Genomic DNA, 24,039 nt, shown 5'->3' with positions numbered 1-24,039 from the left:
GCCGGTCCATGGATCAGCCGTGCCCCGCGCCGAACAGGCGGCCTGACACCGGACAACACACCCGACCCACCCCGCACCCCGCACCCCGCACCCCACATCCACGGAAAGAGATTCCTGCCATGACTGCTGCGAAGCCCTACCTGACCGGCCACTACACCCCCGTCGCCGACGAGATCACCGCCACCGACCTCACCGTCGAGGGCCACCTGCCCCCCGAGCTGACCGGCCGGCTGATCCGCAACAGCCACAACCCCAAGCCCGGCGTCACCCCGACCCACTGGTTCAAGGGCAGCGGCATGGTGCACGGGATCCGGCTCCGCGCGGGCCGCGCCGAGTGGTACCGCAACCGGTGGGTGCACACCCCCGCCCTCGACGGTGCCCCCTACATGACCGACAAGGGGCCCGACCTGACCGCGAGCACCGCCGGCACCCACGTCATCGAGCACGCCGGCCGTCTGCTGGCGCTCTGCGAGGCCAACCTCCCCTTCGAGCTCACCCGGGACCTGGAGACGGTCGGCGCCCATGACTTCAACGGTCGGCTGAACAACGCCATGACCGCGCACCCCAAGGTCGATCCGGTGACCGGAGAGCTCCACTTCTTCGCCTCCTCGCCCTTCCCGCCGTTCCTGACGTACTACGTCGCCGACGCCAAGGGCGAGATCGTCCACAGCGCCGAGATCCCGGGAGCGACCGCCTCCCTCAAGCACGACTTCGCCATCACCCGCCGCCACGTGGTCTTCATCGAGGGCAACGTCACCTTCGACCACACCGAGCACTCCGGCATCCCCTACAGCTGGAGCGACCAGCAGCCCTCCCGTATCGGCGTCATGCCCCGCGGCGGCGACGGCGCCCGGCAGATCCGCTGGTTCTCCGTCGAACCCGGCAACATGCTGCACGCGGGCAACGCCTACGAGGACGGCCAGGGACGCATCGTTCTGGAAGGCCCCACCGTGGACCGCGAGGGGTTCCAGCTCTCCTGGAACTGGTGGGTCGGCGCGCCGGGGCGCGGTACCGAGCCCAGCACCCGTTCCTACACCCGCCGCTGGGTGATCGACCCGGCGGCCGGCACCGTCGACGAGCAGATCATCGACGACCTCGCGGTGGAGTTCCCGACCCTCAACGAGGACTACCTGGGCGCCGAGCACCGCTACCAGTACGCGGTGTCCTTCCCGGACCAGGAAGGGTTCGGCGGCTACGGCGTCGTCAAGTACGACCGCACCACCGGCGCCCGCCGCATCCACCAGGTCGGCGACGCCCGGCTGCCCAGTGAGGCGGTGTTCGTCCCCGCGGCCGGCGCCACCAACGAGGACGACGGCTATCTGCTCACCGTCGTCTCCGACCTGAAGCAGGACGCCTCCCAGCTGCTGGTCCTGGACGCCTCCGGCCTCGACCGGATCGCCACCGTCCACCTGCCGCGCCGCGTGACCGCCGGCATCCACGGCTCCTGGATCCCCGACAGCGCCCTGGACGGAAGCGAAAGCTGACCCCGCTTCCTCCCGGAAACGCCCTGACCTGAGCACCCCGACCGGAACACCCCCACCGGAACATCCCGAACAACCCCTCGAGCCCGAACAGGCCGAGGCTCATGACCAAGGAAAGTCGACATGACAAGAATCCGGAAGAACGCGGGCTGGATCGCCGCGGCCCTCTCCGCGCTCGTGGCCACCATCGCCGTACCGGCGCTCGCGCAGACCGAGGACGCCGATCACCGGACCCCCGCCAACAGCATCGACTGGCACGCCTGCGCCGACACCGACTTCACGAACATGCAGTGCGGATCGATCCAGGTACCCGTCGACTGGTCCCGCCCCCGCGCCGGCAGCACCACCCTCGCCCTGGTCCGCCGCCCGGCGGACGACCGGGCCCACCGCCAGGGCACCGTGCTCCTGAACGACGGAGCCGGCGGCTCCTCCATCGAGCAGCTGCGGCTGGCGATGCACATCCACCTCCCGGCCTTCGCCGGCGCCATGACCCAGAACTTCGACCTGGTCGCCGTGGACCCGCGAGGTGTGGGGCACAGCACGCCGATCCTCTGCGCGGAACCGCTCAAGCCCGCCGGAGTCAGCCACTTCCCGCAGAACCAGGCCGCGTTCAACGCGCTCGTGTCCCACAACCGGGCCTTCGCCGAGGACTGCCAGCGCCGCAACGGCCCGCTCACCGACCACCTCGACCAGACCAGCACCGCACGGGACTTCGAGGCGGTCCGGATCGGGCTGGGCGAGAAGCAGCTGAACTGGTACGGCATCCACTACAGCACGCTCCTCGGACGCACCTACGCCAAGCTCTACCCGGGCAGGCTGCGCACCATGGTCCTCGACACCGCCCTGGACGACACCGGCTCGCCGCTCGCCCGGGTCACCCAGGAGGCGGCCACCGCGGAATCGGCCTTCAACCGCTTCGCCGCCTGGTGCGCCACGTCGAAGGACTGCGCCCTGCACGGCAAGGACGTCGCGGCCGAGTACGACGCCCTCGTCGCCCGCGCCGACCGCACCCCGATCCCGACCGGGGGCGCGTCCCACCAGCCGCTGACCGGTGAGGACATCCGCGAGGCCACCCAGGACTACCTGACCCTGTCCGGTCAGGCCTGGCCGGACTTCGCGAAAGCCATCGTCAAGGCCCAGGCGGGCGACCCGATGGACTTCACCCACGACCAGGACGACACCCTCGACCCGGTCCAGGTACAGGTGCCGGCCTGTCTCGACGACACCCGCCCGGTGCACTCCCTCGCCCAGCTCACCCAACTGGGGAAGGAACTCGCCCGGGTGTCCCCGCACCTCGGTGGCGCCGTGCGCTCCTACAAGGCCATCGCCGGCTGCCTCGGCTGGCCCACCCCGTCCCAGCCCGTCAAGGCGGGCGCGCCGGTCCACGGCGCACCGCCCGCACTGATCCTCCAGTCCACCCACCAGGCCCTCGCCCCCTTCCGTGCGGGCGCAGCCATGGCCGCCCAACTCCCGGGCAGCGTCGTCCTGGGCCATGAAGGCGACGACTACAGCATGTTCCTGGTCTCCAAGTGCGCCCTGGAAGCCACCAACCGCTACCTGACCACCCGAGCCCTGCCCGCCCCCGGCACCGTCTGCACCGACTGAGAACCACCCCCTCACCGAAGGTGACGTCCGGCGCCCACACGCCGGACGTCACCCATTTCCGCGGTCGTTGAAGGTTCAGCCCATGGGCGGTTGCGGCTCGGGCTGCGGCCCGGGCGCGGGCTGCTCGGGGTGTGGGGAGGACGGCTGTACGCGGAGGGGGCGGGCTGCCCATTCGGGCAGGTACCAGTTCCACTTGCCGAACAGGGAGACGAGGGACGGAACGAGCAGCATCCGCACGATGGTCGCGTCGATCAGGATGCCCAGGCCGAGGCCGGTCGCCAGGGTTTTGAGATCGGTGCCGGGGCCGGAGGCGAGCGCGGCGAAGGCGAGGAAGAGGATGAGTGCGGCGCTGGTGACGAGCCGGCCGGTGCGGCCGATGCCCTCGATGACCGCTTCGTCGGTCGAGTGGCCGGCGTCGTACTCCTCGCGGATGCGGGAGAGGATGAACACCTCGTAGTCCATGGACAGTCCGAACAGGAACGCGAAGATCATGATCGGGATCCAGAACGTGACGGCCCCTGTGGCGGCGATGCCGAAGATCGCGTTGGAGCCGTGACCGTTCTGCCAGAAGAGCACCATCAGACCCAGGGTCGCCGCCAGGGAGATCAGATTGAGCAGCACCGCCTTCAGCGGCAGCAACAGGGAGCGGAAGGCGCGCACGAGCAGGATGTACGTGAGCAGCGCGATGATGGTGAGCATCAGGGGGAAGTTGCCGTAGACGGCGTGCAGGAAGTCGATCTGCGCCGCACCGATCCCGGCGACGCCGGTGACCCCAGGAAAGGTCGCCGCGACGTTCTTGACCCGCTTGACGACGTCGATGCTCTTCGAGTTCACCGTCTCGTGGTCCGGGATGACCACGACGATGCTCTGTCCGTCCCGGTTGCCGGCCGGCCCGGAGGGCACGAACGCCCCACGCACACCGTCGACCTTGCCCAGTTCGGCGGCGACCGGTCCGGCCTGGTCGGTGCGGACCAGTACCTCCATCGGGGTCAGCGCGCCGGTCGGGACGCCGCCGCGCTCCAGGGTCTGCAGGGTGTCGTAGGCCGGGCCGTTCTTGGCCAGCGATTCCGAGGAGGCCAGGCCGATCTTGATACCGAAGAAAACGCCGATCAGGATCCCGAGCATGGCCAGGGCGGCGGCGGCCGCGATCCAGCGGCGCCGTACCACGGCGGCGGTCCAGCGGCTCCAGAACCGGCTCGCCCGGTTCTCGTGCCGGATCTTCGGCCAGTCGACCTTCGGCCCGATGCCGCCCAGGATCGCGGGGGTCAGGGTGAGAGTGGTCAACACGCTCGCGAGCGGGATGAGCGCGCCGCCGTAGCCCATGCTGCGCAGGAACGGGACCGGCAGGACGACGAGGGCGAGCAGGCCGATGGCCACCGTCACACCACTGAACACCACCGCATGACCGGCCCGTTCCATCGCGACCACGACCGCCTCGTGATTCTCCCGGCCGCGGTCGCGCTCCTCACGCCAGCGGGTGACGAACAGCAGCGAGTAGTCGATCGCCACACCCAGGCCGATGAGGGCGACCAGGAACTGCACGATGAACGACACATCGGTGGCGTAGGTGAGCGGCAGCAGCATCACGAAGGTCGCGAGGATCGACACCGCGGCCACCAGCAACGGCAGCAGGGCGAGGAACGAGGCGAAGACGAAGGCGAGCACGGCGAGGGCTCCGACGGCACCGAGGAGTGTCTCCCCGAGCACCCCCGGCCCGCCGCTGTCATTGCCCCCGGAGGCCAGGACGTCCTGACCCGTCACCCCGACCGTGGCGCCGGACGGCAAGGCCTTCGCCGCCGCCACTTGGATGGGATCGGTGAGCAGCTTCTGGCTCGGTGACGGGTTGAACCGGTAGAACACCATCGCGTAGGCGGTGCGGTCGTCCTTCGTCCTGAAGGCCTTGTCGCCGGTGTTCGCCTCGTCGATCACTCGCACGTTCGGAACCGCTGCGCCCACGGCCGCGAATGCGCGGCCGACCTCGGCCTCATGGCCGGTGATCGTCTGCCCTGCCGGGAGCGTGACCGCGACCAGATACGGACTCGTGTCGCCGCCGCTGCCGAAAGCGGCCTCGATCTTGTGCGCCGTCACGGTGCCGGGCTGACCCGGCAGCGAGAAGTCGATCGTCAGCCGATCCGTCGTCCGGCCCGCCAGCAGCACGCCGGCAACCAGCACGAGACCCCAGAACGCCACAACCGCCCTGCGATGCCGCAGAACGAACTCGGCCCACCGACGCATGTCCGGTCCTCCCGCACGCCGTAGGGTGCCGAGCTCAGCCCTCGGTCCCTTTCCTCTGTTATCCGACAGATTTGCATACTTTGCACCACACGGCAGAGCCAGCGGGCGGGGTCGACGCAGCGCTCGTGCAGGCGCCGGCCCGTACGGGGACGGGGACGGGGGCATCGAATGTCCGTTCCCGTGACGCGTCCCCCGGCGCTACGCCACACGGTCGGCGCGCCTTCGGGCGAATGTCGCGCCGACGGCGTGGCGGGAACGGGCTCCGGTGGTACGCGCTTGGAGATGTCCAGGCCATCGCATCCGCAGTCCGGCAAACCGGACCCCGTCGCGCCGTCCGCCGAGCGCGGGCACCGGATCCGGAAGGCGTCGCGTCAAGCGCTGCGCGGCATCACCCCACCTCCGGCCGGGCCCGGCGGCGAGCCGCGGGTGTTCCCCGCCCTGCGGACGGCCGCCGCGTACGCCTGGCGGATCCTCGTGGTGGGCGTCCTCGTGTACGCGGTCTTCTCCGTGCTGGGGCGGTTCCACGAGATCGCCGTGGCCGTCTTCCTCGGCCTGGTCATCACCGCGATGCTCCGACCGGTGACCGACCTCCTGGCGCGCTTCCTGCCACGACCGCTGGCTGTCGCGGTGACCCTGATCGGCAGCATTCTGCTCGCCCTCGGCGTCCTGGCCCTGGTCGGCGGGTCGGTGGCGGGAGAGAGCACCGGGCTGGCGCGGGAGTTCCGGGCAGGCATCAACAGGATCGAGCACTGGCTCCAGCAGCCGCCGTTCCGGCTCAACCCCGAGGCGCTCACCGACGTCCAGTCCCGGATCGGGCAGTTCCTGTCGAGCCACCGGTCCACTCTCATCAGTACGGCGGTCAGTGGCGCCGGCCGGCTGGTCGAAGTCCTGACCGTGTTCGCGCTGGCCCTGTTCTCCTCGGTCTTCTTCATCCACTCCGGCGACCGGCAGTGGGGCTGGTTCTGCGACCAGCTTCCGCCGGCCGCGCGGGAACGGGTGATGGTCGGGGGCCGCGCCGCCTGGCGGACCTTCACCGGCTACACCCACGGCATCGTGCTGGTGGCCGCGATCAACGCGACCCTGGTCGGCGTCGCTCTCTTCGCCCTCGGCGTGCCGCTCGCGGTCCCGCTGGCCCTGCTGGAGTTCTTCGCCGCGTTCATTCCGCTGATCGGCTCACCCATCGCCCTTGCCGTCGCCGCCGTGGTGGCGCTGGCGGCCAAAGGCCCGCTGATCGCGGCCATGGTCGTCGCCCTCATCGTGGTCATCGGGCAGATCGAGGGCCATCTGCTGCACCCGATCGTGATGAGCTGGGCCGTCCGGCTGCATCCGGTGGTGGTCGCGTTCACGGTCATCGGCGGCGCCATCGCGGCCGGAGTCATGGGCGCGGTGGTGGCCGTACCGCTGGTGTCCGTCCTGTGGTCGGTCCATCAGGCGCTGCGCCGGACGGACGAACCGGGTCCGCCGCAGAACCCGGCCCCCGACCGGGGCACGGGATCATGAGGACATGAGCGCGGTGCCCGACCCACCCGAAAACCTCGTCAGGCACCGCTCTCCGGTGTGCCGCGGTCCCGTTACGGCACCGGCTGCTGCTGGGTGACGCAGTGGATGCCGCCACCGCCGGTGCCGAGGCGGTCGATGTTGAGCTGTTCGATGACGTGGCCGGGGAAGAGGCGGGTCAGGGTGGCCTTGGCCGCGGTGTCCGCCGGGGTGTCGCCGAACTGGCCGCTGATGACCGCCCCGTTGCCCACGTAGTAGTTGGCGAAGGAGGCGAGGAACTCCGGGTTGGTGGAACAGCAGACCGTCACCGCATCCTGGCCGGACGGCGCCCACCACGGACCGGTCTCACTGCGCGCCGAGGCGTTCAACAGCCCCCGGACCGAGACCACCGCATGACGTAGCCCACTATGGGAGAGCTCTCTTCAGCGGCGGCTGCCGGCCGGCGGAATCCGGCCGCGAGGCCGGTTCCCGACGAGCGGTGCGAGCCCTGTTGTCTCGTTTCCACCGTCTCTGGTCCACGATCCTCCACTAGGGTGAAGATCCTTTTGAATTCTGGGAGTTGAACAGATGCTTGCTGCCGTCTACCACGGTCAACGCGATGTGCGTGTCCAGGAATGGCCTGATCCTCAGTTACCGGCGGCAGGAGAACTCCAACTGGAGATTCTGCGGGCCAGCATCTGCGGTACCGACGTGGATGAGTTCGCTTCGGGTCCCCACCTGATCCCCCTCACCAAGCCGCATCCGGCGAGCCGTCATGTCGGTCCGCTCGTGCTGGGGCACGAGATGGTCGGAAGGGTGGCGGCGGTGGGGGCGGAGGTCACCGGGTTCGCCGTCGGGGACGTGGTGGTCCCGGGTTCCGGCGTCTCCTGCGGGAACTGCCGGTGGTGTCATGCGGGCCGGACGAACCTCTGTTCAAGCTACTTCACCGTGGGACTGCACGTGGACGGCGGCCTTGCCGAGCGGGTGAACGTCCCTGCGCGCATCAGCCGCTCCGTCGGGAGCATGCCGGCCGACATCGCGATCATGGCTCAGCCGCTCGCCGTCGCACTGCACGCGGTGCGCGGCGCCGAGGCCAAGGCGGGTGCGCGCATCGCGGTGATCGGCCTGGGCGGGATCGGCTCGTTGGCGGTGGCTGCCTGCACGGCGCAGGGCATCGAGACGATAGCCGTCGACGTCTCGCCGGCCCGCTTGGACATCGCGAAGCGAAGTGGCGCCTCGGTGCTCATCGACGCGTCCCAGGAGGACGCCGCCGCCGCGATCAAGCGGGCCACCGGTGGCGACGGCGCCGACATCGTGTTGGAGACGTCGGGCGTGCCCAAGGGGCTGGAGACTGCCATGAACGCGGTGAGCCGTGGCGGCCACATCCGCCTGGTCGGCCTGCACCGTGACCCCTCGCCCCTGAACCTGACCCGGCTGGTCCTCGACGAGATCCGGATCTCGACATCGAAGGTACACATCTGCGATCAGGATCTGCCTGAGGCGCTGGCCCTGCTCAACGACCACCCGGAGATCGCCACCACGTCAATAGACGCGGTCATCGACCTCGAGGACGTCGTGACGGCCGGGCTGATGCGCATGGCCGCGGGCGAAGCAGACGGCAAGACCATCGTCAGGCTGCCTACCTCGGACCCGAGGTAGGCACGTTCGTCACGGGCAACCCCAGGGAAGCGGCAATGAGCTTGGAGGGTTGATCTCCCAGAACACGCCGGAGCGCGACGGGCCCGCACTCTCAGTCCATGGGCAGAGTGCGGGCCCCGCACAGTTGTGGTCACACGAGCACGGCCGCCTCGTGGCCATCAGCCCAGACGCTGCTTCACCGCCGCCACATCGGGCCCGGCGTCGGCCGCCGGAATCTTCCAGCGGTAGGAGGCCTTGGTGGAGTCGGTGTAGACGAGTGTGCCGCCCTTGGCCTGCTCCGGGGTGAGATCGAAGATCTCGGCGCGGTTCTGCCGAGCTCCCGGCTCGATCCGGCCGAGGCTGTCGTACCCCGCGATGCTGACCTTGAAGGCGTTGCCCTTGCCCTCGGAGACGGTCTGGCCGTTCGAGCCGATCCACTGCCAGCCGGCGCCCGTGCCGTCCGTGGTCTCCTCGTCGGCCGCGTTCGCGGAGAGCGACGTGTCCAGGGTCGTGATGACGACGAAGGTGCCGTACCGCGAGGTCTGTCCGCGACCTGCCGTGGCATGGACGACGGTCGTCGGCGTGATCTCCACGATGCCGACGAGCTTGGTCCCCACCGTCCGTGCCGGCGTTCCGAGCGCCAGCGCGGCGCTGCCCTTGCCGGTGTCGCCGCTGGGAGCGGTCGCGGTGCCGGTAGGACTGCCGGTGGCCGTCGGCAGCACGGTGGTCGGCTGCCCGGCGGACGGTGTGCCCGTCGGCGTCGTGTGCGCGTCGCTGCCGGTCGTGCCATTGCACGCCGTCAGCGCGAGGCAGGCGGTGGCCGCCGTCGCGAGCAGGATCTTACGCATGGTCCCCCCAAGGTGTTGATGCCTGCCCGAGAACGTACCGCGACCGCGGCACCGCACAGCGTGACGTCACGAACCTGGGTCCAACGGCGGACCGTTGTGACGAACCCCCGACATCCGCACCGGATCGGTGGGCCCGGTCAGTAGTCCTTGAGGCTCAGGCTGTCGGCCACCCGCGGCTGTCACAAGCGACCCGGGTCATGAGACTCGCCAGGGCCGAGCGTGAAGGTACGGAGGTCTTGCGATAGATCGTCGACAGGTGGGTCTCGACGGTCCGGCGGCTGAGGTGGAGTTTGGTGGCGATGTTCTGGTTGCTCAGTCCCTCGGCCACCAATGCGGCGACTTCCAGCTCGCGTGCCGTGAGCTGGGCCAGCTCCGCGGGGACGTGCGGCGGGTCTTCCATCTGTGACCGGATCAACTCGGCCAGGTCGGAGACCAACCGCGCCCCGCCTCCGGTGGCCACCCGCTCGGCGCGGCGAAGCATGGCGTCGGCACGAGGTCCGTGGCCGGTGACCTTCGCCGGCGAGGCCGCCCGCAACAAGGACACCACCTCCCAGAGAAGCCCATCGGTGTGAGCGTGTTCCTGGGCCGCCTCGTGGAACAGGCGCGAGGCAGCGCTGGTGTCGCCCCGCTGCTCGGCGATCGCGGCCCTGGCGCGCAACGCCGCCGCGCGTTGGCCCGCAAGCCCAATGTGGGCCGCCTCCTCCGCGGCCCGGGAGGCCCAGCTTGCCGCCTGGTCGAGGTCGCCTGTCGCGATGGCGGCATTGGTGAGGGTCTCCAGTTGGGCCGGGCGGAGCGAAGGTTGCAGCCGCAGAAGTCCGGGGCCGCCTCCCGCCCTCAGGATGGCTTCCGTCGAACGGTACGGATCGCCGGCCATGTACGCGGCCTGGCCGAGCATGCACCAGGCCAGTGACGCCCACCAGTTGCAGCCCATGCCGGCCGCCGCCACCGCTTCCTCGGCGGTCGCCAGCGCCCGGTGATCGCCAAGGGGGCTCCCCACGAGGACGATCAGCGTCTTGGTGGACAACGTGAACGCCAGCAGGTCGCCGCTGCCGATGGCTCGCGCGACGGATTCGGCCTCCTCGGCGGCCTCCAGTGCCGATGGCAGTCGGCAGGTGCTCAGGTGCACGTAGGCCTTGCTCATCAACAGATGCGGCAGGACGTGGAGTTGTCCGGCGCGACGGGCGATGTCCAGTCCCCGCTCCGCGTGCCGTTCCGCCTCGGCGTACCGCTCCAGCAGGGCTTCCGCCCAGGCGAGCCACACCAGCGACTCGCACAGGTCGGTGAGACCGGGGTCGGTCAGGCCGTCCACGAGGCCTGCGGCTGCGTCGGCGAACCGCTCCGCGTCCCCGGTCCGGCCCTCGTACGCCTCCCCCAGCGCCGCGAGCCCGAGGACCCCGGCCTCGCCGGTGGTGTCGCCCTGGGAGCGAGCGGCGGCAAGAGTCCGCTCGATGTCCGCGCGTACGTCGGGATAGGAAACGGTCAGCAGCGCGGACATGCCCAGCGCCAGCCCCAGGGGGACCACCTGGCCGGGCGGAGGGCCGGGAGTGCGGGACAGCTCGTTGCGGAGCAGCGCGGTGGCCTCCGCCGAGTGACCCAGATGCCGTTCCATCATGGCGCACAAGGCGATGGCATCGGCGCGCAGGGCAGGGGTGCCGTCCCCTGACACGCTGATCAGTGCGTGCAGCAGATCCCGGCTCTGCCGCAGATTGCCGCTGATCCCCAGCGCCTTGGCTCGCGACAGCGTCAGCTCACCGCGCTGTCCGTCGAACTCAGGGGCTTCCGGCAGCATCTGCAGGACCACGTCCAGCAAATGGGCTGCCGTTGCCGGCGCCGTATCGGCGAACTGGACGGCCGCTTCACTCAGCACGGCAGCGGACGCCGGATCCCAGCCGTTGAGTGACCTCTCGACGTGATGGGCGCGCTCGGCGGCGGAGGCACCGGTCCTGGCCAGCTCGTCCGCCGCTCGGCAGTGGATCTCGGTACGCAGCCGGGGGGCGGTGTTCTCATAGACCAGTGCCCGCAGCAGCGGGTGGCGCAGCGTCCACTTGTCGCCCGCTCCCCTCCGGAGCAGGTCGCGTCGGGCGAGTTCGGGGGTCGGGTCACCCGGCTCTTCGCGCCCGGAATGACCGATCGCCACACGCAGCATCGAAGAGGTCGCATGGTCGCCGAGCACGGCCACTGCCTCGATGACGAGGCGCTGCGGCCCCGTCAGCGCGGTCAGTTCATCCAGCAGTAAGGAGTCCAGCCCATTGGGTACTCCGGCCGCGTTGTCGTCCGGTACGTGGGGGTGGATCCGGGCGGTGACTCCCGGCAATGACGCCCCGTTCCGGTACGCGTGGAGGAGGGCGTGCAGGTACAGCGGGTTTCCCTCACTGGCGGCATGCAGTTGCCTCGCATCGTCCTCAGGCAGGTCGGGGGCCAGTGCCGTGATGGACTCCCGTTCACCCAGCGGCCCGAGCGCCATGGGCAGCACGGCGCCGCTGTCGATTCCACGGGTGAGAGCGGCGGTCAAGGGGGTCGGAGTCTGCCGTTTCCGGTGCGCCAGGAGGAGCAGCACCGGGCCGTGCACCGGATGCCGGATCAGATGCTCCACCAGCTCCAAGGACGCGGGATCCGCCCAGTGAAGGTCGTCGAGCGCCACCACCAGCCCGTTCTCCCCGAGCCGTGCCAGCGCCCCGGCGACGGCGCGATACACGGAGAAGCGGTTGGATAATCCCGCGTGTGACAGGGAGCCCCCCGCACCGCGGACACCCTGCAACAGCGGCGTCAGCGCCGCCACGAGTTCCTCGTCGAGCACCGTGGGATCGATGTCCGCGAACGCGTCCGTAAAGATCTGGAACGGTGTGTGTCGCTCGTACTCGGTGGCCCTGCCGCACAGCACGGTCAGCCCGCGCCGCCTGGCCCGCGCACACGCCTCGCCCAGGAGCCGACTCTTCCCGATACCGGCGTCCCCGGAGATGTCGACCACCCAGGGCCCCGCGTTCATCCCCAGGCCGTTGATGAGCGAGTCGAACTGCTCCACCTCCGCGGACCTGCCGACCACCGTCATCACGCTCTCGCCCCGCTCGTCAGGCCCTGATGTGAACAGGCTACCCAGCGTTTCGGGGTCGCGGAGATCCGGTGACGGGCGCTGACGCGATGTCGAGCCTTGGGCCCCCGTCCCCGGCCGGGTCGCGGGCCGGTCGCGGGCCGGCGCACGAGCCCATGGTTCCCGCCGCCCGGCGACACCACGTCCGGCCCCGCCGCTCACTACGTAGTTTCACGGATGCCACGGACCGCGCCACAGACCAGACTTGAGGCGGTCACCACCTGAGTGACGACCATCAACCGTGGTGGACGCTGAGTTTGAGGTTTTGGGGCGAACTCACCACCCTCATCGACGGTGACGTCTCCGACTCAGCTCCGCCCGCAGATCTGGAGACCCCGCATCATGCGTCCACGACGACCTTCTCGCCGCCCCTCCCCCTCCCTGGCCGGCCGTTCCGCGTTCGCGACTCTTGCGGGGGTGGGCGCTCTGCTGACGAGCTTCCTGGCCGTGCCGACCCCCAGCAGCGCCGTCGAACCCAGCAGCGCCGTCGCACCGAGCGACGTTGTCGCCAGCGACTGGATCGGCTTCGGTTACAACCAGGCCCCGCAGCCGCCGAACGGCACCACCTGGACCGCCGCCGACTGGAATCTGATGGTGTCCCGCACGGACTACATCAAGCCCGGCGTGGTGCGGGTGATGTTCAACCTGCCCTGGTTCTGGACGAGCACCGGCGGCTACGACTTCACCAACGACGCCTACCTGAGCGCCGAAAAGGTGATCAAACACTACGTCGATGAGGGCATCCCCGTCGTCAGCGGGCTGTTCGGCGTCGACCCGCTGAACTACACGGATCCGGGCACCGCCACCATCGAGGCGACGCTGGTGAAGCACCTTCAGGTCGACGGTGCCGCACCGAAGTACTGGGTGGGCCTCAACGAGCCCAACGTCTCGACCGGACCGAAGTCGTACTCCTACCCGGACTGGGTGACCGCGACCACCAACCTGACCACCGCCTTCACCATCGCGGGGGTGAGCACCTCGAAGACCGTCGTCTCCGGTGCGGACACCGCCGAGGCCGGCATCTCCGCCTACAGCGGCGACCTGGGCCACCAGACCGCGAAGAGCTGCAACCCGGGCTGCAGTTCCGCACTGGTCTGGAAGCCGGCCGCGCTCAAGTCCTTCACGGCGCAGGTGTACGCCGCCAGCGCGACCGACACCGCCGTCACCTTCCAGACCTCGTCCGACGGGACCACCTGGAAGAGCCTGTCCGTTGCCGCACCGACGCCGGTGGCCACCGTCACCGGCCAGAACAGCGGCGGTATGTGGCAGTACACCTACACGGCCTCGGGCATCGCCAACGCCACATACCTGCGTCTGTCGGTCGCGTCCTCGACCCTGGATCACACGGTCGGCGGCATGGCGATCGCCGGCGCCGGCAGTGCCCTCAACGATCCGCTCAACGACCTGACGCAGACGCAGACCGCTCTGAACTCGGGCTCCTGGACCAACAGCAACTCGTGGTGGCTGCGCTCCGCGCAGAGCGGCCTGCTCGGCGCCAGTGAGGCGCACTTCTACGACCAGGAGCTGTACGGTGCGGCACCCGCGTACGTCGAGCCGGTGATGACCCGGGCGGTCGCTCAGCTCCGCGCGGCCACGCCCACCGGCACCCCGGTGCTGCTCGGCGAGACAGGGATGAAGGCGGCCCAGAACCCGGACGGCAGCAAGAACTACGACTTCGCGCTGGACACGACGCAGCCGCTGCGCATGGCCGACCTGGCCGTGCAGGAGGCCCGAGCAGGGGTCGACGGCGCCGCCGCATGGTGCCTCGACGGCTACGCGGCCCAGACATACTGCGGCATGTGGGGACGCGGCACCGAAGACCCCAACACGGTCTCGGCGCACTCGACCGCGCTCCGGCCCTGGTTCTACACCTGGAGTCTGCTGAGCCGCTACCTTCCCACCGGATCCACCATCCACGCCCCCGCCCAGCCGACCGGCGTGCGCGTCCTGGCCGCCCAACTGCCCACCGGCGCCTGGACCTTCGTCCTGGTCAATCGCACCGCCGACACGCAGACCGTCTCGCTCAACGAACCGACCGGCACAGTCACCTTGGACAAGTACGTGTACACCAGCACTTCAGCGCCGACCGTCGACGCCAACGGCTTCCCCACCAAGGTCCGCACGCTGACCGCGGACTTCACGGGCGGTCACAACGTGACCGTCCCGGGCAACTCCGTCACCGTCTTCACCAACGGCTCCTGAGCCCACACGACCGCGGTCGGCCGGATGTCGTCCCGTCGTTGAGACAAGCAGTGGCCGTCCTCCACGCTTCGAGATGCCGGTAGCGAAGAGTGAGGGACGGCCACTGTGTCGGGGCTTCCGGTTGTCGGGTCCCTCGCACTTCGCACGTCCCTGGATCACGCCCGCACCGTGGTGATCGCTTGGTACCCCTCGGCCGTACACCGACCCGACTCCCGACCCCGAAGGGCTCACGCCACTGGCCTTCGCCGAGGACTACGGACATGACCTCGCGGTCCGACGACTCAAAGGGACGATCACACGGGGATGCCGTACCACTGCGCACCGATGCACGTGCCCTACTTGCCCGGGTCGTCCGCCCAGGCAATGAACCAGGAGGGCCCGTAGAGCAAGACCAGGACCAAGGCAGCGATCCCCGCCGTCAACACGATGATCGCGATCTTCCATCGTCGTGACACGTCCATCTCCACTCTCTGAGTGCCCATTGCGTGGTGGTGACTTCAGTCTATGAAACATCCCCGTTTCATCTCGGTGAGTTGGACCCGATGTGCAGCTGCGCAACTGCATCCGCAAGTCGAGGTCGGGGCAGTGCACGAACACTTCCAGCGATGCCCGCCATAACTCCGGCCGCAGGTCTGCCGCGAGGTCGACGCGCCGCTCAGCCGAGGACTTGCCGGGCGCCCAGGCCCGGACAGTAGCGAGCTCGCGGCCATGAGGCGGGCCGCCTGCTCATGGCGTACGGCGATCCCCGGATCGCTTACCGACCGGATCTGTTCTCTCGCCACGGAGACCGGCCTGTGGCTCATCCCTGGAAGCCTCTACGAGCGCGCCGAGGACGGCCACATCTACAACACCGCCCTCGCCGTCCCACCCGGCGGCGAGATCGTCGCCCGCTACCGCAAGGTCTTCCCCTGGCCGCCCTACGAAAGAGCAACGCCCGGACACGAGTTCACCGTCTTCGACATTCCCGGCACCGGCCGGGTGGGCCTGGCCATCTGCTACGACGGCTCCTTCCCGGAAACCATCCGCCAGCTCGCCTGGCTGGGAGCGGAGATCGCCATCCAGCCCACCCTGACCCCCACCCGCGACCGGGAGATGGAACTCGTCTGCGCCCGCGCCAACGCCTGGACCAACCAGGTCTACGTCATCAACGTCAACGTCTGCGACCCGGCCGGGGTCGGCACCAGCGCCGTCGTCGACCCGGAGGGCATCGTCCGCCAACAGGCCGGCTCCGGCGAGGAGATCCACGTCGACGTCCTCGACACTGTCACCGTCACCGTCACCGTCACCGTCACCAGGGTGCGCCGCTACGGCTCCGCCGGAATCAACCGACCCTGGAGCCGGCTCGCCCGATACGGAGAATCGATACATCTCCCGATGTACAGCGGCGGAACCTTCCGCACACCGGACAGGCTCAAGGGCGGGACCGCGTAACACCACGGTCGCGATGCCGATGCGTTCGGTCCTGCATCCCCCGCGCAGGACCGGACGCATCGGGGGCTGATGTGCTGAGTGGATGTGGTCTGTCGTAGCTTCGCCGCAGCCTGACGAGTGCGCGCGCTACGCCAAGAGGAACGTCCCCGTGACCACAGCCAGGGGCGGGCCTCCTCTCCCCCGGTTCGAGCCGGTGGTCCTTTCGGACGGATGCCGACCCGGCAGGCACCCGCACGTCCTGACGGGTACCGCGGCGCCTGCCGCTGCGCCCCCGTGGGACGGGACACAACGGCAGGCCGGGGCTCAGTCGGCGAGGGCAACAGCGTTCTCCGCGATGGCCTCGGTGCGGGGCTCCGCGATCCGTACGTAGTCGCGCACGTCCAGCGCCACGGACAGGTTCAGATCGGCTGCGTTGAAGAAGATCTCTTCGTGTTCCAGGAGGGCCGGGTCGACGACGAGTTCCAGCGCTGGATCGAAGGTGAAAGGCACGATGGCGCCGCTGACACAACCGGAAAGGCGTTCAGCGGTGGCGCGGTCGGCGAAGGACGCCTGCCGTGCCTCCCAGAGCTCCTGGATCCTGTCCAGATTGACCCGGCGGTCACCGGGCACCACGGCCAGGACGTAGTGAGAACTTTTCTTGGTCATCTTCACTCGGACGACGATGCACTTCGCTGCCTGCCCCACCGGGTGCCCGCGCAGGGCGCTCACCACGTCGGTTCTGCCTTCAGATGCGTGCTCGATCCGCCGGAAGCGGGCGCGGTGGTGGGTGAGATGGTCGAGGAGATGAGCACGCGCCGTGCGGTCGACGGGCGTGGCTTGAATCAGTGTGTCGCTCATCCCCGAACCATCGCGGAATCCGATTGGTTGTCGGCAAAGCCGAAGGTGCATGGGCGCAACGGCCGGATCGGGCAGACGGCTGCGGGGTCACGCGGTCCACGCCACCTGCGGCACACTCAGGCTCGCTCACGATGGCCCGCACCAGGGCCGCGCCCGCTGTCAACGCAAGGGGAACATCTGTAGCGGATGCCATCTCCCGTCCCCCCATTGCGACAGGTGGACCAGGCGGTGGTGGGCGTCGAGGTAGTACCGGCCACGCATTCCCACCTCGTACCCGTCCAGCCGTCGCACCGCCCGGACCGCTCCGGTCGCGCCGTCGAGCAGGTGCACACGGACGTGAGGGTCCGCTTGGCTCACCACCGCGACGTGACCGTCTGCCGCGAAGACATTGACGACCACCCCATGCGACCACCAGGTCCAGCGGGGCGCCCCGCCGTCCAGGGCGAACGCGGTCAGCTGATCGGCGCAGGCGTTCACCGGACGCACCACGGCAACCAGCAGTTCACCCACCGCGGCCACGCGCTGTCCGTCGGACAGTCCATCCACACGTCCGTACGCCGCGACACGCAGCTCGCCGTGCGCGGAGACCGGTATCCGCCCGGCCGTCCGCCCGTCCTCGGCGTCGAGGACCAGCACCTCCTCCGGCCCGCGGCGGCCCCGGCCACGACCTCGGCACAGGACGGCGAGCGGATCTTCCTGCAGGACGTGGACCGTGGCCACGGGCCCGTGCGTGGACGGAGCGGTCTCCCAGCGGACGGTCCCTTCGGCCGCGTCGAGACACCGGACGGTGAGGTGGCCGTCGTCCAGCCCGACCTGGATGATGCCGGTCCGGCAGACGGCGAGTTGGACGTTGCCCCTCAACGCTGCGGTCGGGGGCCAGACGGGACGTCCGCTGTTCAGTGCGTAGGCCTGGAGCCCGAGCCCGTCCGTCAGGAGGACGGCGCGGTTCGGGGCGACTGCGACGGCTCCGCGGACGTGCTGCTCGTGCAGGCTCCAGGATCCGCCGCTGAGGTCGAACGGAACGGACCACAGGGCAGTGCCGCCCTCGACCCCAACGGCGGTGACAGCGCAGTCGGCGACCTCGCCACCTGCGCTGTCGTCCGCGTGGACGGCCAGACCCACCCCGCTCACAGCCGTGCGGCTCATGGCGAGCAGCGCCGTGCGGCCGGGAACGGTCCACGACCAGACGGCTTCCCCGGTGCCCAGGTCGTAAGCGTGCAACCCGTCCGCGCGCCCGCGCACCACCGAACCGGCCGCGCACCAGCCCCCCACGGCACCCTGGCTGCCGAACGCACCTGAAACCCCCGGAACCCGCCAGGCGGGCCGCACCTGCCGCAGCCGTCTCTTGGCGATCCGTTCCATCCCCACCTCCGGCAGCCCTCACCGCTGTGACCAGCGCCTTACCGCTCCAGGTCCTCGGGCCGAGCGGCGTCGGCGGACAAGCCTCCGGGTGCGTGACCCGCTCGATCGCGCTGTGCGGCCGATGACCTTCCGGGTCTCGGCCGGACGGGCGGGTCAGCGCAATCCGGCGAAGAGATCGTTCTCGGGTACGGCCGCGCCGGTGGCGTCCTTGACCCGTACGAAGGTCTCCACGCCCATCAACTCGCCGAACTTCTCCTTGCCCATCTTGAGGAAGAAGATGTTCTCGCCCTGACTGGCGTGCGCGGCCAGCGCATCGAACTTCTGACCGCTGAAGGGCGTGGTGTCCACCCACGTGAAGATCTCATCGTCGGGCAGGCCGATCTCGGCCATCGCGGCGGCCTCGGCAGGATCCGGCTCCGGCATGTCCTCATTGAACTCGCGCATGATCTCCCCGAAGCGCTGCATCATCGAGCGGGGCATCGTCGTCCAGTACACCTTCGGTGTCAGCTCGGTCATCTCCAGCGCCGCCATCGTGATGCGGTGGGCCTGAATGTGGTCGGGGTGGCCGTAGAACCCGTTCTCGTCATAGGTGACGACCACATCAGGTTGGTAGTGCCGCATGAGTTCCGCGAGCCGGGCGGCGCCTTCCTCCACGGGGGTCTGCCAGAAGGCTCCCGGGGCCTTGTTGCTCGGCCAGCCCATCATCCCGGAGTCGGCATAGTCCAGCGTCTCCAGATCACTGACCTTCAGGACCTCACAGCTCGCCTCGAGTTCTTGACGGCGCATCAGGACGACGGCCGCCGGATCGTGCCCGGCATCGCCCGGCTTGACACCCCCCGGTCCGTCACCACAACCGCCGTCGGTACACGTCACAAGAACCGTGCGGATGCCTTCCGCCGCATACCGCGCGAGGACCCCTCCGGTTCCGGTGGCTTCGTCGTCGGGGTGGGCGTGTACTGCCATCAGCGTCAAGGGTCGGTCAGTCATTGAACAGTCCTCTGCAGAAATTGAGCTCGCGGCAGGCCTACCGCGATCCTGGGGCCCGGCTCCAGGTGGGATGACCTCGCGGTCTCCATATTCCCGCCCGTGCGGCGCCGGCCCCTCGCCCAATGCAACCGTGTCGGCCGGTCTGGATGTTCCCTGCGCAGCCGTATGGCTCCATCTCCCAGCATCCGGCCGAGCCGAGTGCTCACGAGACCCATGCCGAATTCCGCGGCAGCCCGCAGGTGACCAGGCCGGCCTCGTGCCGACGCCGGGCGGCCGTCCGCCCACAGGACCCTTGATCATCCGACGGCGGTCCATCGGTCCGGCCACCCTGTGGATTTCCGCAGCGGAGGACCCGCTGAGCCCCGTCTCATTGGATGCTCGCCCAAGGTATGCCGCGCCATGCTCGCGCTTCTGCTAACTCTGGATGACGGCTGCCGCGCGGCGGTACGCCTCGGCGCGATCCTGCTCTCGGGCGGCGCGAACTTCGGGATCGGCCGACCACAGTGCTTGTCGGCTGGGTGGTAGGTACGGATGACTTCGAACTGCCTGTTCCGCACGGCCGCAGGGCGCGTCACAGCCGCGCTTCACGGGGAAGATGGTCGCGCTGGAGCTGTCGTCTGGTTCATTTCACCGATCGTCTGCCACAGCCGCAGCGCCCGCCCTCGGTGTTGGCGCGCCATGTGGTGGCTGCCGGCCGCGGCGTCCAGGTCGCCGATCAGTTGCCAGCACGTGGCCTCGTCCTGGCGGTCGCCGTGCCGGTGGAAGAGGCCAGCCGCGCGCTCCAACGCCGGGCTCGCCTGGTCCCGGTCGTCCTGACCGGCGTACACGCGGCCGACTTCCAGCAGCGTGTACGCGGTGCACCGCTCGTCGGCCAGTCTCTCGAAGGTGGCCGACGCCTGCCACAGACAGCGCAGCGCCTCGTCCGGATCACCGCGCCGATCGTGCAGTCTGCTGAACCGCCGCAGCACGACGGCGACGCGATGCTCGTCGTCAAGCGCCCTGGACAGGTTCAAGGCTCCGGTGAACCAGGACTCCGCCTCTTCGAGTTGGCCCTGCATGAGTCGCATCACGGCCATGGAGCAGGACAGCTGCGCTTCGACGTCCCGGTCGCCTTCACCGACCGCGATGGCCAGCGCTTGCTCGACACGTTCGAGTGCTTCGTCGTCACGGCCCTGCACCCGGCTGACCGTACTGAGCATCGCCACCGACAGTGCCTCGCCGCGTTTGTCCCCGTTGTCCCGGCACAGCTCGATGGACATGTCGAGGGCGCGGGTGGCTCGGTCGAATTCGTCTTGGTAGATGTGCAGTTGACCAAGTCCGCGGAGCAGCACCGATGCGCCGCGCGCGTTGCCGGTGGCCTCGGCCGCGTCCAGCGCGAGTCGGTGCCCGTGCTGCCAGTCCTGATACAGACACCGGTGGTCGTAGTAGGTGGCCGTGCCGGCCGCCAGCTCCCAGGCCAACTCGTCCAGGCCCCGGTCCACGGCAAGTTTCACCGCACCGAGCAGGTTGTCGCGTTCCGCGTCGAACCAGCCGAACGGATCGGCCATGAGCCGGTCCATGACCGCGTCGGGCAGCGACCGGCGCGGTGCCGAACCAGGCGCGGCGGTCAGCAGCCCAGCCGGCAGCCGGTCGGTACCGCGCCTGACCAGATCGAGCCAGACGGACAGCACCCGGATGATCGCGTCCCGCTTGTCCGCGGTCGGCAGGGGAGCGGCGATCTCCACGGCGCAGGTCCTGATCAGGTCGTGCAGTCGGTAGCGCGGCTGGCCGATGGCGTCGGTGGCGGTCAGCCGCACCAGGCTGGCGTCGACGAGGGTGTCCAGCACTTCTTCGCCGTCCGGGCGGTCCAGCAACGGGCCGACCACCCAGCCGGGCAGGGTGTAGGGGCCGAGCAGACCCAGCAGACTCAGCGCGCGCACAGCGTCGGCCGGCAGCAGCCGTAGGCTCAGTTCGACGCTGGCCCGCACGTTGAGGTCCCCGATCCTCAGCTCGGCCAGCCGCCGGGACTCGTCCTCGATGCGTTCCCGCAGCACCCGCAGCGACCAGGCCGGGCGGCCCGCGAGTTTGCCGCCGGCGATTCGGATCGCCAGCGGCAGGTTGCCGCAGCAGTCGAGGATCGCGTCAGCTTCGCCCGGTTCCCGCTCGACCCGCCGCCGCCCGACAATTCCGGTGAACAACTCCCGCGCCTCTGCCGGGCTCAGCACGTCCAGGTCGATATGCCGGGCGCCGGGAAGTTGCGTCAGCAGAGTGCGGCTGGTGATCAACACGGCACAACCGTCGGCGCCTGGCAGTAGCGGCAGCACCTGATCGGCGTGACCGGCATCGTCCAGTACCACCAGCATGTGACGGTCGACCAGCAACGAACGGTAGAGCGCGGCGCGCTCGGACAGGCCGTTCGGGATCGCACTGCCGGCGATGGAGAGCGCGCGCAGTGCTTCGGCCAGCATCAGTCCCGGGTCCCGTGGCTCGTCCGATGTTGCCGCGAGGTTGAGGTAGAGCTGGCCGTCGGGGAAGTTGGCGCTCGCCAGCCGCGCAGCGTGCGTCACCAGGCTGGACTTGCCGACACCGGGACTGCCCACGATGACGGCCACCGGGGCCCGGTTCGACGCCGACACGTCGAGCAGTCCGGCGATCTCGGCCAGTGCTTCTGCCCGGCCCACGAAGTCGGTTACGTCGAGGGGCAATTGACGCACGGGCATCGCCATTGCCGGCCCGGGGGCCGCCGGGGCAGGACTCTCCGGTGGTGTGCCCGAGGGACCCTGTGCCGGGACCGGAGCGGCCAGGGCGGGATCTGCGGTCAGGATGCGCTGATGCAGCGCCTGGAGCGGCGGGGTGGGGTCGACGCCGAGTTCGTCGGCCAGTGTCCGGCGCAGCCGCTCGTACGCCTGCAGCGCCTCGCCTTGTCTTCCGCACCGGTAGAGGGCGACCATCAGGTGTTCGGCGACCTGCTCGTCGTAGGGGTGCTCGCGGAGCAGAACGGTCAGTTCATCGATGACCTCTCGGTGGCGCCCCAGGTCGAGTTCGATGGCGAGGCACTGTTTGTGCGTGGCCGCACGCTTCTCGTTCAGCCCCGCCGCATCGATTTCCAGGACTTGACTGGGAGTGTCGGCCAGGGCGCTTCCGCGCCAGCAGGCCAGCGCCCGCCGCAGCGCGAGGGCTGTCTCGAACGGGGCCGTGCGCTGTTCGGCGAGGTGTCGCTCGTGGTCGAACTCCAGCAGGTCGAGCTGATCCCGGGCCAGGTGGATCTCATAGCCGCCGCGCCGCGTGCTGATCAAGGAGCCGGGTGCTCCGCAGACGACGAGGTTGCGGCGCAGCCCGGAGACAGCATCCTGGACCTGGCGGACCGCGGTGGCGGGCGCGTTCCCGTCCCACATCACGGCGACGAGCCGCTCCATGGCGACGATGTTGTTGGCGTCGATCAGAAGCGCTGCCAGCATCTTGGTCTGCCGCGGCCCGTTCAACGGGACCGCGCGTCCGGCGATCTGGGCGTGCAACGGCCCCAGCAAGCCGAATCTCATGTTCCCCCCGGCACACGATGATGAGCGTCAATCCCCCGGCTGACCTCGCACTGGGACGAATCTAGGACGGCCGACGGATCCGTGTCCATAGCGTCCCTGTTGCACGGCTCACCGAAGGCGAGCGGGCCGGGCATTTCCCTGCTCGCAAGCCACCGATCGGACCTATGTTTCCTTGTTCCTCCAGTACCTGAACCGGAACAGTTGAGGGCGGCGGCGAGCGGAGCGAGTTGCCTTGATCTGGTGGAGAGAGTCCGTCCCCGCGGTCGCTGCGGCGTCAAAGATCACCGATGACGGGGGGACATCGCTCCCCGGCGTTCGTCCGAAATCCGCAGGACGCATGCCCTATCCGTGGCTCGACGGTGCGCGTCATCTCAAATCCCTCGAAGTACCGCGGTGGTTGGTCTGTCTGGTCGCTCACCACTCCGGGACAACCTTCGAGGCGGAACAGCGGGGACTGTCGGCAGAGCTGGCCCCGTACGGACGGGAGGACTCCCCCGCTGCTGGATGACTGATCTACGCGGACATGACCACGAAACCAGCGGGTGGGTCCTTCGATTTCGAAACCCTGGATGACCGGCACGCGGTGGAAGTGCCCCGACGCCAACGCCTGGCCAGGCGCCACGGGCAGCAGCGCATTGCCGAAGGCGGGCCGGTTGAAGGACTGCATCAGCTGCGCGGTGGCGAGGCGATCCGTGCTCTGCCCACGCAGGCACGCCAGTACCTCATCTCCGCCGCCCGCTGTACAGCCCAGTTGCCGGGCGGCTTCTGCACCGGCCGTCTGGACATCGCTCTCCGAGGCGAACGGCTCGTACGCCGGCATTCCGGGTCCAAGAGCACCACGGGGGAAGGACATGAGGCAGGAACCGCTCTGGAGCACCGCCCGCTGGAAGAGTCCGACGGCCGTCGGCGAGGTGAGGTGTGCACAGATACTGAGGGCACCGGCGGACTCACCGAACAAAGTGACACTGCCCGGATCACCGCCGAAGCGTTCCGCGTTCGCCCGCACCCAGCGCAGGGCGGCCTGCTGGTCCGCCAGGCCGAACGGTGGGGCGGAGCCCAACCCGGGGTGGCCGAAGTAACCGAAGATTCCCAACCGGTAGTTGACCGTGACGACGACCGTGTCACCCCGGACCGCCAGTTGTTCGGTGCTGTAGTCACTGCCGGAACCGCCCAGGAACGCACCGCCGTGCATCCACACCAGCACGGGCCGCTTCTGCCCGGCCGGCTTCGGCGTCGGCATCGTGACGTTGAGATAGAGGCAGTACTCCGACCAGAGGACCACGCCCGCACCTGGTACCGGCATCTGCACAAGCGAGAAGCGGCTCCGGCGT

16 protein-coding genes are annotated in these 24,039 nt (G+C 69.4%); 6 read left to right on the top strand and 10 right to left on the bottom strand.

The window, feature by feature from the left end; genetic code table 11:
* The first annotated feature begins 119 nt into the window (after window positions 1–119).
* Together C8250_RS35430 and C8250_RS35425 are read left to right on the top strand one after the other, a co-directional pair.
* Window positions 120–1,484 (top strand): carotenoid oxygenase family protein, encoded by a 1,365-nt coding sequence (locus tag C8250_RS35430; protein ID WP_138352804.1) that lies wholly within the window; start codon window positions 120–122, stop codon window positions 1,482–1,484.
* 120 nt (window positions 1,485–1,604) lie between these two features.
* The gene (locus C8250_RS35425) at window positions 1,605–3,086 is read left to right on the top strand and encodes an alpha/beta fold hydrolase (RefSeq protein WP_138352803.1); all 1,482 of its coding nucleotides are present in this window, start codon (window positions 1,605–1,607) and stop codon (window positions 3,084–3,086) included.
* A 75-nt stretch (window positions 3,087–3,161) separates the two neighbouring features.
* Here the strand turns inward: C8250_RS35425 and C8250_RS35420 are convergent, their stop codons facing one another.
* The gene (locus C8250_RS35420; RefSeq protein ID WP_138352802.1) at window positions 3,162–5,321 is read right to left on the bottom strand and encodes an MMPL family transporter; all 2,160 of its coding nucleotides are present in this window, start codon (window positions 5,319–5,321) and stop codon (window positions 3,162–3,164) included.
* Between the two features lie 282 nt (window positions 5,322–5,603).
* On the opposite strand from C8250_RS35420, the gene C8250_RS35415 reads away from it, so the two are divergent.
* Window positions 5,604–6,821, top strand: a complete 1,218-nt coding sequence (locus C8250_RS35415) for an AI-2E family transporter (RefSeq protein WP_138352801.1) — start codon at window positions 5,604–5,606, stop codon at window positions 6,819–6,821.
* Between the two features lie 71 nt (window positions 6,822–6,892).
* On the opposite strand, the gene C8250_RS35410 is transcribed toward C8250_RS35415, so the two are convergent.
* The gene (locus C8250_RS35410) at window positions 6,893–7,207 is read right to left on the bottom strand and encodes an agmatine deiminase family protein (protein WP_138352800.1); all 315 of its coding nucleotides are present in this window, start codon (window positions 7,205–7,207) and stop codon (window positions 6,893–6,895) included.
* A 178-nt stretch (window positions 7,208–7,385) separates the two neighbouring features.
* On the opposite strand from C8250_RS35410, the gene C8250_RS35405 reads away from it, so the two are divergent.
* A complete protein-coding gene (locus C8250_RS35405) occupies window positions 7,386–8,456 on the top strand; it encodes a zinc-binding dehydrogenase (RefSeq protein ID WP_138352799.1) in 1,071 nt (356 codons plus the stop codon).
* Between the two features lie 158 nt (window positions 8,457–8,614).
* On the opposite strand, the gene C8250_RS35400 is transcribed toward C8250_RS35405, so the two are convergent.
* Complete coding sequence (locus C8250_RS35400; RefSeq protein ID WP_138352798.1) at window positions 8,615–9,283, bottom strand: hypothetical protein; 669 nt, start codon at window positions 9,281–9,283, stop codon at window positions 8,615–8,617.
* Between the two features lie 154 nt (window positions 9,284–9,437).
* Window positions 9,438–12,332 (bottom strand): AAA family ATPase, encoded by a 2,895-nt coding sequence (locus tag C8250_RS35395; protein ID WP_232485214.1) that lies wholly within the window; start codon window positions 12,330–12,332, stop codon window positions 9,438–9,440.
* A 456-nt stretch (window positions 12,333–12,788) separates the two neighbouring features.
* Here C8250_RS35395 and C8250_RS35390 point away from each other — a divergent pair, with 456 nt between their 5' ends.
* Entirely contained in the window at window positions 12,789–14,573 is a 1,785-nt protein-coding gene (locus C8250_RS35390) for a hypothetical protein (RefSeq protein ID WP_138352796.1), read from the top strand.
* 335 nt (window positions 14,574–14,908) lie between these two features.
* On the opposite strand, the gene C8250_RS35385 is transcribed toward C8250_RS35390, so the two are convergent.
* Window positions 14,909–15,055 (bottom strand): hypothetical protein, encoded by a 147-nt coding sequence (locus C8250_RS35385; protein WP_187145117.1) that lies wholly within the window; start codon window positions 15,053–15,055, stop codon window positions 14,909–14,911.
* A 226-nt stretch (window positions 15,056–15,281) separates the two neighbouring features.
* On the opposite strand from C8250_RS35385, the gene C8250_RS35380 reads away from it, so the two are divergent.
* On the top strand, window positions 15,282–16,004 hold the full coding sequence (locus C8250_RS35380; protein WP_138352795.1) for a carbon-nitrogen hydrolase family protein: 723 nt from the start codon (window positions 15,282–15,284) through the stop codon (window positions 16,002–16,004).
* Window positions 16,005–16,307: 303 nt separating this feature from the next.
* Here C8250_RS35380 and C8250_RS35375 read toward each other — a convergent pair whose 3' ends face one another.
* The 5 genes from C8250_RS35375 to C8250_RS35355 all read right to left on the bottom strand — a co-directional run bounded on the left by C8250_RS35375 (window position 16,308) and on the right by C8250_RS35355 (window position 24,011).
* The gene (locus C8250_RS35375) at window positions 16,308–16,841 is read right to left on the bottom strand and encodes a YbaK/EbsC family protein (RefSeq protein WP_138352794.1); all 534 of its coding nucleotides are present in this window, start codon (window positions 16,839–16,841) and stop codon (window positions 16,308–16,310) included.
* A 159-nt stretch (window positions 16,842–17,000) separates the two neighbouring features.
* Complete coding sequence (locus tag C8250_RS35370) at window positions 17,001–18,203, bottom strand: PQQ-binding-like beta-propeller repeat protein (protein WP_138352793.1); 1,203 nt, start codon at window positions 18,201–18,203, stop codon at window positions 17,001–17,003.
* 153 nt (window positions 18,204–18,356) lie between these two features.
* Window positions 18,357–19,190 carry a PIG-L family deacetylase gene (locus tag C8250_RS35365; protein ID WP_138352792.1) on the bottom strand — a complete coding sequence of 278 codons (834 nt, stop codon included), beginning with the start codon at window positions 19,188–19,190 and terminating at the stop codon, window positions 18,357–18,359.
* 584 nt (window positions 19,191–19,774) lie between these two features.
* A complete protein-coding gene (locus C8250_RS35360) occupies window positions 19,775–22,708 on the bottom strand; it encodes a BTAD domain-containing putative transcriptional regulator (RefSeq protein WP_138352791.1) in 2,934 nt (977 codons plus the stop codon).
* A 274-nt stretch (window positions 22,709–22,982) separates the two neighbouring features.
* Complete coding sequence (locus C8250_RS35355) at window positions 22,983–24,011, bottom strand: carboxylesterase family protein (RefSeq protein ID WP_138352790.1); 1,029 nt, start codon at window positions 24,009–24,011, stop codon at window positions 22,983–22,985.
* Window positions 24,012–24,039: the final 28 nt, after the last annotated feature.

Origin of the sequence: Streptomyces sp. So13.3 (genome assembly GCF_005860785.2) — a bacterium.
Classification (GTDB): domain Bacteria; phylum Actinomycetota; class Actinomycetes; order Streptomycetales; family Streptomycetaceae; genus Actinacidiphila; species Actinacidiphila fildesensis.
Note: the sequence above shows the minus strand (reverse complement) of the source record. Positions and strands in the feature narration are given on the sequence as shown.